11 protein-coding genes are annotated in these 16559 nt (G+C 73.5%); 8 read left to right on the top strand and 3 right to left on the bottom strand.

Going from position 1 to position 16559, the window contains the following annotated elements; translation table 11 throughout:
* Positions 1-7: 7 nt before the first annotated feature.
* The 3 genes from ACERUJ_RS17140 to ACERUJ_RS17130 are packed head-to-tail and all read right to left on the bottom strand — an operon-like array spanning position 8 to position 11050.
* Positions 8-5974, bottom strand: a complete 5967-nt coding sequence (locus ACERUJ_RS17140; protein ID WP_370250082.1) for a hypothetical protein — start codon at positions 5972-5974, stop codon at positions 8-10.
* Entirely contained in the window at positions 5971-8691 is a 2721-nt protein-coding gene (locus ACERUJ_RS17135) for a carboxypeptidase regulatory-like domain-containing protein (protein ID WP_370250080.1), read from the bottom strand. Before ACERUJ_RS17135 ends, ACERUJ_RS17140 begins: the two co-directional genes overlap by 4 nt.
* A 19-nt stretch (positions 8692-8710) precedes the next feature.
* Positions 8711-11050 carry a carboxypeptidase regulatory-like domain-containing protein gene (locus tag ACERUJ_RS17130; RefSeq protein ID WP_370250079.1) on the bottom strand — a complete coding sequence of 780 codons (2340 nt, stop codon included), beginning with the start codon at positions 11048-11050 and terminating at the stop codon, positions 8711-8713.
* Positions 11051-11463: 413 nt separating this feature from the next.
* Here ACERUJ_RS17130 and ACERUJ_RS17125 point away from each other — a divergent pair, with 413 nt between their 5' ends.
* The 8 genes from ACERUJ_RS17125 to ACERUJ_RS17090 all read left to right on the top strand — a co-directional run bounded on the left by ACERUJ_RS17125 (position 11464) and on the right by ACERUJ_RS17090 (position 16517).
* Complete coding sequence (locus ACERUJ_RS17125) at positions 11464-12033, top strand: DUF4255 domain-containing protein (protein WP_370250078.1); 570 nt, start codon at positions 11464-11466, stop codon at positions 12031-12033.
* Entirely contained in the window at positions 12030-12569 is a 540-nt protein-coding gene (locus tag ACERUJ_RS17120; RefSeq protein WP_370250077.1) for a septum formation family protein, read from the top strand. Before ACERUJ_RS17125 ends, ACERUJ_RS17120 begins: the two co-directional genes overlap by 4 nt.
* Entirely contained in the window at positions 12569-12958 is a 390-nt protein-coding gene (locus tag ACERUJ_RS17115; protein WP_370250076.1) for a DUF4280 domain-containing protein, read from the top strand. Before ACERUJ_RS17120 ends, ACERUJ_RS17115 begins: the two co-directional genes overlap by 1 nt.
* A gap of 228 nt (positions 12959-13186) precedes the next feature.
* Positions 13187-14755 (top strand): phage tail sheath family protein, encoded by a 1569-nt coding sequence (locus ACERUJ_RS17110; RefSeq protein ID WP_370250074.1) that lies wholly within the window; start codon positions 13187-13189, stop codon positions 14753-14755.
* 52 nt (positions 14756-14807) lie between these two features.
* On the top strand, positions 14808-15287 hold the full coding sequence (locus ACERUJ_RS17105; protein WP_370250073.1) for a phage tail protein: 480 nt from the start codon (positions 14808-14810) through the stop codon (positions 15285-15287).
* The gene (locus ACERUJ_RS17100) at positions 15284-15820 is read left to right on the top strand and encodes a hypothetical protein (RefSeq protein ID WP_370250071.1); all 537 of its coding nucleotides are present in this window, start codon (positions 15284-15286) and stop codon (positions 15818-15820) included. Before ACERUJ_RS17105 ends, ACERUJ_RS17100 begins: the two co-directional genes overlap by 4 nt.
* A 21-nt stretch (positions 15821-15841) precedes the next feature.
* The gene (locus ACERUJ_RS17095) at positions 15842-16015 is read left to right on the top strand and encodes a DUF6760 family protein (RefSeq protein ID WP_370250070.1); all 174 of its coding nucleotides are present in this window, start codon (positions 15842-15844) and stop codon (positions 16013-16015) included.
* On the top strand, positions 16005-16517 hold the full coding sequence (locus ACERUJ_RS17090) for a phage tail protein (protein ID WP_370250097.1): 513 nt from the start codon (positions 16005-16007) through the stop codon (positions 16515-16517). The genes ACERUJ_RS17095 and ACERUJ_RS17090 overlap by 11 nt, the downstream gene beginning before the upstream one ends.
* Positions 16518-16559 lie beyond the last annotated feature (42 nt).

Below are 16559 nucleotides of genomic sequence, written 5' to 3'. Positions count from 1 at the left end.
CGCCCCGTCAGGGGGTGCCGCCCCCGGGCGGGGTCGGGGGCGGCGGGTCCTCCGCGAGGGTGAGCGAGGCCGTCAGCGCGGTGAGGTTCACCGTCTGGGCGACGTAGGTCACCGTCGTGGTGCCGTCCACCCGGGTCGCGTCGATCACCCAGCGGCCCGAGGGCAGGTCCAGGTCCGCCACGCCACCGGAGGTGAGCACCCCGCCCGTGTAGGCGGCCGGCACCGACGCCGTCTGCCCCGCCCCGGGCGCGATCGTCACCAGGGCCTCGCTCGCGGGGCCGGCGCCCGCGGCGGTCACGCGCAGTCGTGAGGTGATCTCGGTCAGCGCCACGGGTTCGGTGTGGCTGCCGTCGGCGAGCTCGGCCGCGGTGACGGTCGCGCTCACGTCCGGCCAGAACACCCCCACGAACCCTCCGGTCGCGGCCAGTGACACCGTCGTCGCGAGCGGCCGCACCCACAGGGTGACCGTGGTGGCGCCGCCCGGGACGGGCAGCGTCTCGTCGTAGGAGACGCCGGTGCCGGTGACGCGCAGCCGCACCGGCGTGGCCACCGGGTGCCCGAGCTGCGGCACCGAGGTGACGTCCAGCGTGAGCCGGCTCTCCTCCACCCCGACGTTGAACGCCAGCGGCGTGGCCACCGACGGCGTGGTCGGCACCACGACGTTGCGCGTGCACACGCCGGTGCCGTCGGGCGGCAGGGTGACCCGGCCGTAGTGCAGGGGCGGCAGGGTCACCGTGAGGCGGTAGCAGCCGTGGTGGACCGAGGAGAAGCGCACCAGGCTCGTGCCGACCGAGCCGGCCGGCAGCGTGGCGGTGAGGGTCGTGCGGCCCAGGTCGGTGTTGCTCGGGGTGAGCGTCAGGACCGTGCCGCTGAGGTCGTTCGTGGCCACCGTCGGGGTGATCGTGATCTCCACGTCGCGCCGCACGTGCTGCAGGGTCGCCGAGACCGCCGGCGGTGCCGCGCCCGTGGTGGAGAACTGGAACGGTCCGGCGGTGATCGGCTGGTAGCCGTCCTTGCTGAACCGCACCGCGAAGAAGCCGTCGGGGATCGTGATGAACTCGTAGCGGCCGGCCTCGGTGGTCTGCTGGGTCAGCGGCTCGCCGTCGATGCCCTCGGCGGCGGTCGTGGTGCAGGTGGTGGCGCTGAGCGTGGTGCAGGCCAGCAGGTCCACGGTCGCGTCGGCGAGCCCGCCGGTCACGTCGGTGCCGGTGACGATGCCGTTGAGGCGGCTCGCGGGCCGGCTCACCGGGTAGCGCAGCGTCTGGGTGGCGGCGTTGCGTCGGATCTCCACGCTCTGGGTGGAGGTGATGATGCCGGGGCCGCTCACCTGCAGGTCGTAGGTGGCGGGGGCCATGCCGGCGAACAGGTAGGAGCCCCCGGTGCCGACCGCGAGCGCCTCGCGGACGTTGGCGGTGAGCAGCTCCACCGTGAGCCCGCTGACCGGTCGGTTGAACTGGTCCACCACGTTGACGGTGAAGTCGACGGTGCGGGTGTTCACCTCCAGGTCGGTGTTCACGACCAGCACGCCGCTCGGGACCTGGACCGGGAACCCGGCGGGGGCACCGCTCGCCGCCCCCGGCTGGGGCGGCACCTCGTAGGTGTCGCCGCGCGGGATCAGCAGCCAGAAGCCGCTGGTGATGCCCTCGACCTGCTTGGTGCCGGTGAGCCGGAAGGTGCCCAGGGCGTCGGTGGTGCCGGTGATGCCGGCGTCGGCGACGGTGGTGCAGTACGTCCCGAAGGAGCCGATGGCGGTGGCGGTGCAGCGCCGCGCCTCGATCGGCTCGTTGAACAGCCGGGTCCGCGTGACGACGCTGTTGCGGGTGGTGATCTCGGTGATCGACCCGGTGAGGGTCGCCAGCCGGGTCAGCCGCACCGTGCAGGTGGTGGTCTTGCCCGGGTCGAGGACGACGCTGCTGGAGAAGGTCTGCCCGAACGTGCCCGGCCGCAGGCAGGACGTCAGCGGGGCGTCGGTCAGGAAGGCGTGCCCGGCCGCCCGCACGTCGACGGTGTAGACCGCGCCGTCGTCGAGCGGCAGCTCGGTGAAGGTGGCGGTGAGGTTGGTGGTGTCGAGCGAGCTCACCGCGGTGCCGTTGCGCTTGAGGGTCACGGTCGCGCCGGGCACGCCGTTGCCGTTGGAGTCGGTGACCGTGACGCCGAGGGCCGCCAGGCGTCGCAGCGTGAGGCTGCGGACGACGGTCTGGCCGCCCACCGACACCGGCGCCGCGGTCGTGCACGCCGAGGCCGCCACGGTGCAGGTGAAGGTCTGGGTGATCGGCATGTAGCCGGCCAGGCTCGCCGAGACCGTGTAGGTGCCGGGACGGATCCGGCCCAGCGGGTAGCGGGGGTCGTTCCAGGTGAGCTGGCCGTTGGCGGCCGCCGAGAGCGTGATGGCCGGGGTGTTCGGCGCCGGGTTCACCGGCACCACGCTGAAGTTCACGGCCGCGAAGTTCACCGCCGCGTTCGCGAAGTCCTCGATCCGCAGGGTGTCGCTGAGCGGCTTCACCGTGGGCTGCAGCTCGTACTCGTTGATCGCCGTGGGGGAGTTGCGCAGCAGCTCGACCCCGGTCTGGAGGATCCGGTCGTAGCCGCTGGCGGTGATGTCGATCGTGGCCGTGCTGGACACGAACCGCTGGAGCGCGAGGCTGGCCGCGCTCGAGAAGCCGGCGGGGCAGTTCGTGCTGTCGGGGCGGTCGATGGTCGCGTCGCGCAGCACCACCACGCAGCCGTCGCTGCCGGTGGTCAGGACCAGGCGCCGGGTGATCGCGGTGTCGCCGTTGTAGCCGATGATGCCGGTGATCGCGACGCTGACGTTCTGCAGCCGCTCCGGGGTCGAGGTGAGGTAGGTGTAGACCCGGGCCGCGATCGAGCGGATGTCGTCGACCATCACCAGGGTGTAGGTGACGTCCTGGTTGAACCCGACCGTGATCGACTGCGGATCCGAGGCGCGCTGCTCGTCGGGGTCGGTGGCGAGGTTGCTCGCGCTCAGGGTGTAGGTACCGCTGGGCAGGCTCAGGTAGGTGCCGGCGCCGTCGTTGCCGGTGGTGAGCACCCGGGTGGCGCCACCGCCGCCCGGGATCAGGCTCACGCTGGCCGGAGCCACCGAGAGGTTGCCGTTGATGGCGTCGTCGGGCTCCTTGGTGATCACCCGCACGATGCCGTAGCGGTCCAGCTTGAGGTCGAGCACGGTGGTGCTGGCGGGCAGCGCGCTCACCGGCTGGGCGCCGATCGGGGCGTACTGGGGGTCCACCGGGGTCGTGAACAGCTGGTAGGAGCCGCGGCGGGCGGTGCGGATGCGGTACTCGCCCACCCCCGGCTGCACGACGTCGCACAGCGGGGTGCGGTCGGGGGTCTGGGCGATGTTTCCGACCGTCTCGCAGTCGGCGGGCACGCAGGCCGGGTCGAAGCCGGTGGCCTGGTCGTCGGGCACGACCCACACGCAGGTCGGGGCGCTCGGCAGTCCCGCGGCGGCGCTGATCGTGCCGCGGATGAGCGGGGAGCGCAGCAGCTCGGCGTCGGCGGCCAGGACGTCCTGGTCCAGGCCGACGCTCACCGGCACCTCGCGCAGCTCGTAGCCGGGGGCGAAGACCTCGACCCGGTACAGGCCGGGCTCGAGGCCCTCCACGCCGTCGTCGGCGTCGGGCAGGGTGTACTCCTGGTCGGGCTTGAACGTGGTCTCGAGCAGCGCGCCCCCGTTCGGCAGCTGCAGCGAGGCGCGCAGGCACGCGGTCGACTGGGTGGGGTCCACCGGGTCGGCCGGGCACTCGATCTGGTCGCCGGTGTCGGCCTCGACCGCGGCCCCGACGATCCGCGAGGTCGCCTTGAGCCCGCCGTTGGGCACGACCCGCAGCCGCGGGTTGGCGCGCACGGTCGCGCCGCCCGGGACCTCCACCGTGAGGGTGTCGGTGGTGAACCCGAACAGGGTGACCGACAGCGTGTAGACGCCCGGCTCGATGTTGTTGAACTCGAAGGTGCCGGCGCTGTCGGGGGCGGCGGTGGTGGCCGTGGCCGCCGTGGTCTTGTAGGTGTCGCCGGCGTTGGTCAGCACGAGCCCGGCGTTCTCGCCGGTGGGCACCTCGGTGTCGGCGTCGCGGATGGTGCCGACGACGCGGCCCAGCGAGGAGCGCAGGCCCGTGGTGAGGCCCACCTCGGCGTCGCCGGGGCGCACGTCGATGCGGCGGGTCTGGGTGAGGAAGCCCGCGCCGCTCAGGGTCGCGGTGTAGCGGCCCGGGCGCAGGCCGGGCACGACGAACCGGCCCTCGAGCTCGTCCCCGGCCTCGGAGGCGGTGAGCGAGGTGGTGGTGAACCGGGCGCCCTGGGTGTCGGTGACCACGACCGAGATCCCGCCGATGCCGTTGCGGGCGCGGGCCGCCTGGCGGGCGGTGGTGCCGGTGGCGTCGGCGGCGAAGCCGATGAGGGTGGCGGTGCCGGCCTCCAGGGAGAGGTCGACGACGCGGCTGCCCTGGGCGGGCAGCGAGACCAGGGCCGAGGCGGTGGCGAGGCCGTCGGAGCGCACCTCCACGGTGTAGGACCCGGGGGTCTCCAGGCCGGACACCGACCACGTGCCCCGGTCCGCGCCCCGGCTCGCGGTGCTGGTGGTCAGGGTGCTGACGCCGTCGCTGATCGTCACCTCGGCGCCGCCGAGCAGGCCGCGGGGACCGGTCACGCTGCCGCGCAGCGCACCCTCCCCGGGCACCATCTCGATCTCCAGCGGCTGGGTGGACTCCGCGCGGGAGGAGTCGATGACGTACTTCTGGGTGGCGAAGCCGACCTTGCTGAAGGTGAGCAGGTAGTACCCGGGGGCCGGGACCTCGGGGAAGGCCCAGATGCCCTCCTTCGTGGTGGTGGCGCTGCGGTCGGGGGAGGTGAGCCGGGGCGCCCGCACGAGCAGCGAGGTGCTCAGGGTCTTGCCGGCCGCGGCGAGGGCGACGTCGAAGCCCACCGGCGTGGCGTCGTCGAGGGAGGCGCTGGACAGCGACTCCTGGCGCAGGCGCACTGTGACCCCCGCGGGGTCGGTGCCGGTGACGGTGCCGCTGAGCTGCACCCCGCGCTGCGTGGCGCGGGTGCTCGACCGCCGGACCTGCACCTTGCTGCCGCCCGCCGCCCCGTCGGCCCCGTCGGCCCCGGCCCCGTCGGCGCCCTGGCCGGTGGAGGCGCCGGAGGCGATCGCCTCCTCCTTCGCGCGCTCGTTGACGCGGTCGGCCAGGCGCGGCACGAGGACGAACGCGGCGGCGGCCCACACGGCGACCACGGCGAGGAACGCCACGGCCCGCACCCAGCCGGACCCGAACGCGGGACGCTGGACGACGTTGCCGCGCACCCGCCGCACGGTCTCCTCGGCGGTGGCGGTGATCGACCAGTGGTGCTGCAGCGGGGCGCCGAACCGGCGGGGGCGGGTGGCCACGAGGCGCCCGCGCACCGTGGCCTCGGCCCCGGGGGCGAGGGTGAGCCGGGTGCGGCGCAGCCGCACGTCCAGGCCCTTGGACGCCGTGGAGCCGAGGTCCACGGCCACCGGCTCGACGCTGCGGTTGGCCAGCTGCACCCGCACCCGGCGGCTGCGCACGAAGGTGGTCTCGAGCGGCTCGGCGCCGACCTCCAGCGCGGTGCGGGGGCTGACGACGATCGTGCCGTCGGCCACGGCCACGGGGGCGTCGGCCGGTCGCTCGCGGGTGGGGTCGGCGTCGGGCACGAGCGCCTGGGCGTGCACCGCGAACGGGTACTGGGCGGGCAGCGTGCCGGTGGGCGGCGCGACGGCGAGGGTCAGGGTGACGGCGTCGCCGGGTGCGACCACGGCGGTGCGCAGGGGCCCGGCCCCCCATGTGGCGTCGATGCCGATCGGCACCACCTGGAACAGGCGCGGCGCGGCGGCGTCGTTGGTGAGGGTCACGACGAGGTCGGTGCGCGAGCCCGCCCCGACGCGGACCGACGGGGTGACGACGATCCGGGGGGCCGGTTCCCGGGAGCTGGATCCGTTCACGATTCGATCCTCAGGTTCACGACACGCTGCTCGCTGGGATCGAGCGCGATGTTGGTGGTCAGCAGGGGCACGCTGCCGGTGGAGCGGCGTACCTGGATGACGAAGTTCTCCGGCGCGTCGACGTCGGGGAACTCGTAGCGGCCCTGGGAGTCGGTCGTCACGGTGGCGTACACCACTCCCGGGTAGTCGGCCGCGCGGTAGAGCTCCACGCGGTAGTTGTTCGCGGGCTGCTCGGTGCCGGCGGCGTCGACCACCACCACCGTGCCGGAGACCCGCGCGGGCGGGGCGAGGACCAGGGAGTAGTCGAGTCGCTGACCGGCCACGAGCGTGCGGATCGCGGTGCGGGGGCTGACGCCGGAGCGGCCCACGCTGATCGTGTAGGTGCCGGGCACGATGCCCTCGATGACGTACTCGCCGCGCCGGTCGTCGGGCCGGGTCGCGGTGGTCACCGAGTAGGTGCGGGAGCCCGAGGTGAGGGTCACCGTCACCTCGCCGGCCTCCTCCACCGTCTCCGGGGCCCCCGGGGTGCTGGTCGAGGCGGCGATCCGCTGGCTGATCGTGCCCTGCACGACCGCGGTGGACGAGCTGAGCACGGTGCTCAGCCGGCCGGTGCCGGTGACGTCGCCGCTGATGAGTCCCGAGGCGTCCAGGCTCACCGAGATCGTCTGGGACGACAGGTCCGAGCGGGCCAGGGTGACGGTGTAGGACCCGGGGATCGGCAGGCCCGTGACCTCCCACGTGCCGAGGTCGGTGCCCGAGCTGCGGGTGGCGGTCTGCACGGTGCGGGTGCCGTCGGTGACGGTGACGCTGACCCCCGGGGCGGGGTCGCCGTCGGTGGTGAGCGCCGTGCCGGCCAGGGTGCCCGACGCGGTGCCCAGGGTGAGGGTGACCCCGGTGAGCTCCTGCCGGTCGGCGAGGGTGACGGTGAGGGTCTGGGAGGCGTAGCCCTCGGCGGAGGCCACGAGCGTGTAGGTGGCCGGCGTCGGCAGGCGGCGCAGGGTGAAGGTGCCGACGTCGCCGTCGGTGAGGCTCAGCGTGGACGACGTCGTCTGGCCCGAGCTGACCGTCACCGTGGCGTTGCCGAGCGGGGCACCGCCCGCCACGACGGTGCCGGCGATGATGCCGTTGCCCTCGGTGAGGTTGATCTCGACGTTGCGGCGCTCCTCGCCGGCCGAGACGTCGATGCGCTGCACGGCGGGGGCGTAGCCGGGCTTGGTGACCACGAGGTCGTAGACCGCGGGGGAGGGCACGTCGCCGATCGTGAACCGGCCCTCCGCGCCGACCGCGACCGCCTGCACCACGGCGCCGTCGCCGGTGGGGGTGGGAGTGGTCGGGGCCGCCGAGGTGCTGCCGGGCGCGGCGCGCGCCACGGTCCGACCGGCGGTGGGGCCCGCCGGGGCGAGCGCGGTCGCGGACGGCGTGCGCAGGGTCACCGTGGCCTCGGAGACGTCGTCGCCCACGACGGTGCCGGTGATCGAGGCCGGGACGCCGCCGATCGCGACGTCGAGTCCCGACAGCACGGTGCCGTCGTCGAGCTCGACCTCCTCGGCGTTGTCGGGGTCCAGGGCCTGGGGGTACCAGGTCGGCACGAACCCGGCGCCGCGGAAGGTGAGCTTGTAGCTGCCGGCCGGCAGCTCGCGGAAGCGGTAGCCGCCGTCGGAGCCCGTGGCGTCGTTGACCAGCGGGGTGCTGGGGTCGTCGGCCCGGTAGACCGTGACGACCACGCCCGGAGCGGGCTGGCCGGTGGCGAGCTCGACCACGGTGCCCTCGATGCCGGAGCGGCCCGTGCCCTGACCGGCGCCGTCGCGCGCCGCGGCGATCTTCAGCGCCAGCTCGCGATCGGCCGCGGACTGGTCGACGATGCGCGAGAGGGCGATGGTGATCACGATCGCGAACACGGTGACGGCCGCCAGCAGGCCGAGCAGCGAGAGCGCGCCGCGGGCCAGGAACGACTTCTGCACCAGGCTGGCCTGGGCCAGCGGCAGCGACCCCTCGGGAGGTGCGGGGCGGGACCGGCGACGACCGACCCGCGGCGGGGCGAGGTCGGCCGCGGGCGGGTCGGCGGGATCGGCGGCCTCGGCGGCCCCCAGCGCGGCGGGGGCGGAGGGTCCCGTGGCGGGTCCGGTGCCGGTGGGGTCGACCAGGTGCACCTCGAGCAGGCGCAGCCGCGGGGAGCCAGCGAAGGGACGCCGTCCGCTCACCTTGAGGTTGACCACCGCGTGCTCGCCGGGCCCGAGGTCCACCTCGGCGGGCTCGCTGGTGAAGCGCAGCGTGGCCTCGGGGTCGTCGCCCATCACCCGGCCCGCGACCCGGGTGTTGCCGGTGTTGGAGACCAGCACGCTGTAGCTGGCCCGGCGCCCGGCGGTGGTGGTGGGCGGGTCGACGGCGAGTCGCACGTCGCGCGCCTCGGGCACGGTGAGGGTGATGTCGGCCAGCTCGCTGGCGTGGGGCGGCGTCAGCTCGCGCACCTGCACCGAGAGCCGGCGTTCGCCGGCGGGCAGGCCCACGGGCACGGTGACCGTGGCGGTGATCGTGCCGGACTCCTCCGGGAACAGCGAGACCTGCTCGGAGTCCAGCTGCACCCAAGCGGGGTCGAGCCCGAGCAGGCGCAGGCGGTAGCCGCCGATGACGGTGCCGGTGTTCGTGATCGTCAGGGCGATCTGCTGCGGGACCCCCGGGAGGGCCTGGAGCTCGCGGGGGGAGATGTCGAGGCGCATGTCGGAACCGGTCGTCCCCTCAGCCCCGCGGTCGCAGGAGCAGGGGACAGGAGGAACGGCGTCCGGCGACGACCTCGATGATCGCGGTCATCGGCCGGTAGCCGCTGGCGCTCACGGTCACGCTGTAGGTGCCGGGGGCCAGGGCGGGGATGAGGAACCCGCCGCGCGGCAGCCCGCCGTCGGCCGAGGAGGAGGTGGTGCTCACCGTGACCGTGCCGTTGGTGGCGGTGATCGTGGCCCCGACGTAGGGGTCGGGCTCGGCGTCGGCGTCGGCGCCGTCGGGCTCGAAGACCTGGCCCACGATCCGGCCGAGCGCCGCCGGCATCTCGACCTCCACCTTCGAGGCGGGGCCGTCGGCCGAGAGCGTGACCGGCGCGGTGACCGAGTCGTAGCCGTCGAGGGAGAACGTGAGGGCGTAGGTGCCGGGGGTCGGCAGGTCGTCGATGACGAAGCTGCCCGCCGCCGTGCCGGAGGTGAGCGTGGTGGTGCTGCGACTCGACCCGTCGGTGGTGCTGACGCCGCCCACGGTGACCGTGACCCCGCCCAGGCCCTCGCCCGAGCCGTCGGTGACCTGGCCGGTGATGCTGCCCGTGCCCGAGGCGAGCGACTGGTTCGCGCTCAGGTCGGACTCCCCGGCCTCGAGCGCCACGATCCGGCTGCGGGTGCCGTAGCCCTCGACGGCGTAGGTGATGAGGTAGGTGCCGGGCGTCGGGAGGTCGTCGAGGCTGTAGGAGCCCACGGCCCCGCCGACCGCGGTGGTCGGGGTGATCACCGAGATCACCCGCCCTCCGACGGTGGTGGTGACGGTGACCCCGCCCAGCGGACCGTCGGCGCCGGAGACGACGCCCGCGATCCGGCCGCCGCCCGCGCTGAGCAGCTGGGTGGGCAGGACCCGGTTCTCCCCGCCCCGCAGCGCCTGGACGACCGAGGCGATCTGGTAGCCCGGGGCGCGGAAGGACAGCTCGTAGCTGCCGGGGGCGGTGAGGTCGCGCAGCGAGAACGTGCCGCCCGGCCCGGTGCGCACCCGGCGCGGGGGCTCGGGGTCGCCGGTGGCGGTGGTGAGCAGCCGGGCGGTCACCTCGACGGGCACGTCGCCCAGGGAGTCGCCGGGATCGACCTGGCCGGTGATCGAGCCGGGCAGGCCGCGGATGACCACGTCGAGCCCGGTGTTCTCCCCGCCGGCCAGCGCGGCGACCGGTTGCGCGCCGCGCTGCGAGGCCGCCTGGGGGTAGTAGACGGTGCGGTAGCCGGTGGCGCTGAAGCGCAGCACGTAGTCGGTCGGGAAGAGCCCGGCCAGCACGTAGGAGCCGTCCTCCTGGGTGGCGCTGGAGCTCACCGGCTCGGGCAGCAGGTCGCCGTCGGGGCCCCGGCGCAGGGCGTCGACCACGATCCGGCCCACCGGGGCGCCGTCGCTGCGGGCGGTGACGGTGCCCTCCAGCCGTCCGCCGACGCCGGCCGGCACCAGGCCGGTGCGGCCGAGCGCGCCGACGGGGGCGCGGGCGGCGACCGCGGTGACGTCGCCGATCACCTCGGCGGTGTCGACGTCGGCGGGGAAGAACGAGGCCGGCGCGGCCTTGGGCACGGGGTCGCCGGCGAAGATCTGGCCCAGCCCGAGCAGGAACACCGCCGCCCACAGCGTGACGATCGAGACCAGCACGCCGGCGGTGAGCAGGCCGCGGCCGATCAGCGGGCGCTGCCGCAGCACCAGCGGCACGACGGTGGCGACGTCGGCGTCCGGCGACTCGACGTCGAACTCGGCGCCGGCGGTGCCGTCGCGGCGGCCGCGGATCTCGACGGTGGCGGTGCGGTCCAGCTCGGAGCCGGTGAGGATGCGGGGTCCGCGCAGCACCGCGATGGCGGCGGTGCGGGTGCCGGGCTCGAGGCGCAGGGTGCTGGGGGTCAGGCGCAGCTCGGTGCCGGTGGCGGTGTCGGCCGGCGCCAGGACCAGGGTGAGCGGCACGTTGCCGCCGTTGTGGAGGTCGATCACGAACCGGCCGCCGCGACGGGACCGGACGACGCGGGGGGTGCTGCGCGCGGCGAGGGCCGGACGCGCCGGCACGTCCACCTCGACGTCGACGTGGGAGACCGCGCCGGTGGTGTGGGAGACGATCTCGATCGTGAGCGGGTGCCGTCCCGAGGGCTGGTCCTCGGGCAGGGTCAGCGCGACGGCGAAGCGGCCGGCGGCCTCGGGGAACAGCGGCAGCATCGCGGGCTCGGCGCGCGAGACCGCGCCGTCGATCCCGACCACCCGGGCGCTGAGGCCGTCGATGATCTCGCCGCTGTTGACGACGTCGACCCCGAACTCGAGGGTGCTGCCGGGTTCGCCGTGCAGCACGGCGTGCTCGGTCGCGACCCGCATGCGTTCCTCGCTTCAGATCCGGGGGCCGTGCGATGGGGGAGAGTCTGACCTGCCCTGAACATGGCCGAACGTGGTCGCGGCCCGATCCGCGGTGGGGCAAGAGTAGACGCCCCTCGGGGTTTCCGGGAGGGGCTTCCCGCGGCCGGTCCGCGCTCGCGGGGCCCGGATGTGTCCAGGAACGTATCCGCATTTGTATCCAGGATGTTTCGAGTTCCTGAGAAACCCGCCGAGGTATGGCCGAAACCCTGTTGCGGGAGCCGATCTTGCGCCTATGGTTCTCGCGCCGTCATGACGCCAGCTCGGGCTCGACGAGAAGCAGGTTCTCCCCATGGTCCACCGGTTCCGCCCGCGTCCCCGCCGGGGTCGCGCACCCGTCGCGGCCCCGCCGCGCGAGGGTCAGGTGGCCTAGACCGGTGTTCATCCGTCACGTCGACACCGCCCTCGAGCAGCTCGTGCGGCAGCGGCTGCCGCTGCCCGAGGACCTGGGCGAGGTCTCCTTCGAGCAGCCCACGGGCACGTGGTCGGCCCAGGTCACCCGCGTGACCGTGAACCTCTACCTCTACGAGGTGTCCCGCAGCGCGCAGCCCTCCACCGCCGCCCGCATGCGGATGGTCGGCGACGGCCCGGCGCAGGTGCGCCGGCCGCAGCCGATGATCCAGCTGGGCTACCTGCTCAGCGTGTGGGCCGGCTCGCCACGTGACGAGCACCAGGTGCTCGGCGACCTCGTGAGCATGCTCGCCGGGATCGACGTGCTGCCCGCCGAGCTCGCGCCGCCCGAGCTCTCCTCGCCGATCCAGCTGGCGATCGGCGACGAGCGCAACATGCCGCGCGAGCTGTGGACCGGCCTCGGCGGCCAGCTGCGCGCCAGCCTGCAGCTGCGCGCCACCGTGGCCGCCGACACCCACGACTGGAGCGACCCCGCGCCGTCGGTCGAGCGGGTCGCGCCGGCGCTCAACCCCTTCGACGCCGGAGCCCGCGCATGAGGGCCGCGGGTCCCGGCGGCGCGCGCCGCGCCGCCGTGCGGGTGACGACCCTCGCGCTCTGCGCCGCGCTCTGCGCCGGGCTCTCGGGGTGCGGCCTGTTCGAGGACGACGAGCCGGGCGAGGTCACCTCCGTCTTCGAGGTCGGGGTGGGGACCTGCCTGCGCGGACCGACCGAGGTCACCGCCGACATCACCGAGGTCGACACGGTGCCGTGCACCGAGCCGCACACCCAGGAGGCGTACGCGCTGGTGACCTACGAGGCCACCGGCGCGACCGCCGCGGCGTCGGGCGACCCCCAGGCGGCCCTCGACGCCGACCTGTACCCCGGCGAGCAGGTGCTCACCGACTTCGCCAACGGCGTGTGCGCCGAGCGCTTCACCGACTACGTCGGCCGCAGCTACCTCGACTCCGCGCTGTTCTTCAGCTTCCTCACCCCCACTCCGCGCAGCTGGGAGGAGGGCGACCGGCAGGTGCTGTGCGTCCTCACCGACCCGGGGCGCCCGCTCACGGCGTCGTTGAAGGGAGCCGATCGCTGATGCCCCTCCAAGCCGTCGCGGGCGCGCAGCTGTCCTGCAGCTTCGGGGTGTCCCCCTCGGTGCTCTCGGTGCTGCCGGTCAACCGCGTGGTCGCCGGCGGCGCCCCGGCCGCCAACATCGGCGACAGCAAGCCGCTGATCAACATCGCGCCGTTCGGGATGTGCTCGTCCCTGGCCAACCCGACGGTCGCCGCCGCCACGGCGGCCGCCCTCGGCATCCTGACCCCCATGCCCTGCATCCCGGCGACGCCGGCCCCGTGGACGTCGATGGCGCCGCGGACGCTGGTCGGGCCGATGCCCGCGCTGGTGCAGGGAGCGCAGCTGATGTGTGCCTTCGGGGGGGTGATCCAGATCCTGAACCCCGGTCAGTTCACGGTGCAGTGCTCCTGAGCCGTTCCTGACCGGGAGCCCGAGCGTCCCCGCCCTGCGCGGGGTGCATCGGGGGGTATGTCATCCGGGGCGGAAGTGCAAGAGGCCGAACCCCTTGTCATACCCAGTCACGTGCGTCACATTCTTCCGGAGCCTGAGAAAGTTCAGGACCTTCTGGAACGCCGGCGAGGCCGGCACGTCCCGCAGTACCAGTCAGCCGTCGTCCCAACCCAGAGAGCGGTTCTCCCTATGCCCACCTACACCGCCCCCGGCGTCTACGTCGAGGAAGTCACCAGTTCCCAGAAGGTCCTCGCTGCGGCTCCGACCGCTGTGGCGGCCTTCGTCGGTTTCACCGAGCGGGCCCCGTCCGACGACCCGCGCGACCCCCAGGGCCTGGCCCCGCGCCTGGTCACCAGCTGGTCGCAGTTCGAGGCGCTCTACGGCGGGTTCGCCCCCGGGTGCGTGCTCCCGCTCTCGGTCTACGGCTACTTCGCCAACGGCGGCAGCATCGCCTACATCTGCCGCGTGCCGAACACCGAGCCGGCCGGCGAGCCCGCGCGTGCCGCGCTGCCCGCCAGCGACCGCGCCCTGGGCCTCCCGGTCTCGGTCGAGAGCCTCGAGCCCGACGCCGACATCAGCCTGGAGATCACCAACGACGACGTCGCCGACGACGACGCCCCGGCCTCCTTCACCCTGACCGTCCTCGAGGGCGGCGAACCGGTGGAGTCCTTCCCCGGCCTGGGCCTGGGCCCCGGCCCCTCCAACGTCGCCACCGCCGTCAACGGCACCTCCACCAAGATCAAGGTCGAGGTCCTGCTCGAGGAGTCGGTCGACCTCAGCGGCCAGCTCGAGCTGGTGCGCCCCGGCGTCTACGACCTCGAGAAGGCCCCGCCGGTGCCCGTCGCCGTCAACGGCCGCAAGTTCGCGGGCTCCGAGACCGCCCGGGCCGGCATCGGCGGCCTCGCGGTGGCCGAGGACGTCACGATGGTGATCGTCCCCGACCTCGTCACCGCCGCCACCCGTGAGGACGGCACCGTCGACCTCGACCTGTGGAAGTCGGTCCAGACCGCCCTGATCTCGCACTGCGAGCAGAACGGCAACCGGATGGCGATCCTCGACGCGCCTCCGGGCATGAGCCCCCAGCAGATCAAGGAGTGGCGCTCCGAGACCGCCATGTACGACTCGGCCTACGCCGCGCTGTACTACCCCTGGATCAAGGTCGACAACCCGGTCGGCGTGAACGGCGACCGCGAGGTCTTCATCCCGCCGTCGGGCCACATCGCCGGCGTCTGGGCGCGCACCGACGAGACCCGCGGCGTGTGGAAGGCCCCGGCCAACGACACCATGCGCGGCGTGCTCGACATCGAGCGCACCATCAGCCAGAACGAGCAGGCGCTGCTCAACCCGATCGGCATCAACTGCATCCGGCCCTTCGGCACCCGCGGCATCCGCATCTGGGGCGCCCGCACCCTGGCCTCCGACACCGACTGGACCTACATCAACGTCCGCCGGCTGTTCAACATGATCGAGTCGACCATCCTCACCGGCACCCAGTGGGCCGTCTTCGAGCCCAACGACGTGACCCTGTGGGAGGGCGTCAAGCGCACGCTCGACGGCTTCCTGCGCGGCCTGTGGTCGGCCGGCGCGCTGTTCGGCAACAGCGCCGAGGAGGCGTACTACGTCAAGTGCGACGCCGAGACCAACCCGCCGGAGTCCATCGACGCCGGTCTGCTCGTCGTCGAGGTGGGCATCGCCCCGGTCAAGCCGGCCGAGTTCGTGGTGTTCCGCATCAGCCAGAAGAAGCAGAGCGCGGCCTGAGCCGCCCGTCCCCCTCCCCGACCCGTACACCGACTGAAGCGGAGCGCCTCACATGCCCAACGAACTGATCGGCGTCGACATGATCGTCGCCCAGAACTTCTTCCTCGAGATCGACGGCCAGGTCGTCACGATGCTCTCGAGCGTCTCGGGTCTCGACGTCGAGGTCGACGTCGTCACCCAGACCCAGACCGGCCCCGGCGGCAAGACCCAGCTGGTCAAGACCCGTGGCACCGCCACCAAGGTCTCCGACATCAGCCTGGTCCGCATGGCGCCGGCCGACGCGATGGCCGACCCGATGTGGAAGTGGTTCCGCGACATCTCCACCAAGGGGATGGTGAACAAGACCCGCACCAGCAACCGCAAGAACGGCTCGATCGTCATGTACGACTCGGCCAACACCGAGATCGGCCGGTTCAACTTCTACAACGGCTGGCCGAGCAAGATCTCGACCGACCAGCTCAGCGTCGACTCCAACGAGGCGGTCAAGGAGACCATCACGATCGTCTGCGAGCGGATCGAACGCGTGAAGTGAGCGGACTGCGTACCTCCTACGAGTTCCGTCTCCCTCGGGGCTACGTCGACTCGGAGGGACGCCTCCACCGTGTCGGTGAGATGCGGCTCGCCACGGCTCGCGACGAGCTGGAGCCGCTGCGGGATCCGCGGGTGGAGGGTCCGGACGACCCCCGCCTCACGGTCCTCGTGCTCGCCCGGGTGGTGACCCGTCTCGGGGACCTCGAGATGGTCACCCCCCACGAGATCGAGGGGCTGTTCGCGGTCGACCTCGCCTACCTCCAGGACTTCTACGGCGTCATCAACTTCGGCAACCAGGCCGAGTTCGAGGCGCTCGTGGCGGCCCAGGAGGCCACCGAGCTGGTGGGCTCCCAGCCCACCCCCGCGCCGGCGTCCGCCGCGCCCGCTGCTCCGGCAGCGGGCCCGGCGGACCCGGACGGGTCCGCGGAGGAGCCCGGTGAGCGGATCGTCGTCGAGTCGACCATCGAGCGGGCCGGCAGCCGACCCAGCATCCGCACGGCGGTGGAGGAGCTCCCTCGCCGTGCCGAGTCCTGACGTCGGGGAGGCGCCGCGATGATGCGGTACCCCAGCGACGCCCTGTGGCAGGAGATCGCCTTCCTGGCCTACCACCTGCACTGGGGGTTGGACGACCTGTTGGACCTGGAGCACATGGACCGCGTGCGCCTCGTGCGCGCGGTCGTGTCCTTGAACGAACGAGCATGGGAAGTGGTGCGTGAGCATGCCGGCTGAGCCCGGAGCCCCGCTGGGGGGCGACCTCCAGGTCACCACGCGCTTCCTCTTCGAGCTCGACGGTGTCGAGATCGGCGTCTTCCGCGAGGTGCACGGCCTGGAGGTGACCGTCGGCGTCCACGAGTTCCGCGAGGGCGGCCAGAACGGCTACAGCCACCGGGTGCCGGGGCGGATGACCTGGCCCAACATCGTCTTCCGGCGCGGCATGACCGAGAGCAACGCGCTCTTCGAGTGGCTGCAGCGCTCCTCCGGGGAGGGCTTCGCCGCCGCCAGCAACAAGCTCACCCGCTCGACCGGGGCGATCACCGCCGTGTCGAGCACCGGTCAGCGCCTGCGCACCTGGGAGCTGATCGACGTCTTCCCGGTGCGCTGGAAGGGCCCGGAGTTCTCCACCGGCAGCACCTCCCCGCTCGAGGAGGAGCTGGAGATCACCCACCACGGCTTCCGGGCGCGCAACCAGGCGGCCGGCAGCGAGGGCGCCCGCGCCGGGGGCCCGACGTGACCGGCCCGGGCACGTCCCCGGACCCCTCCCCGGACCCTGGGG

This window comes from Nocardioides sp. (assembly GCF_964228225.1).
In the GTDB taxonomy this organism is placed as follows: domain Bacteria; phylum Actinomycetota; class Actinomycetes; order Propionibacteriales; family Nocardioidaceae; genus Nocardioides.
Note: the sequence above shows the minus strand (reverse complement) of the source record. Positions and strands in the feature narration are given on the sequence as shown.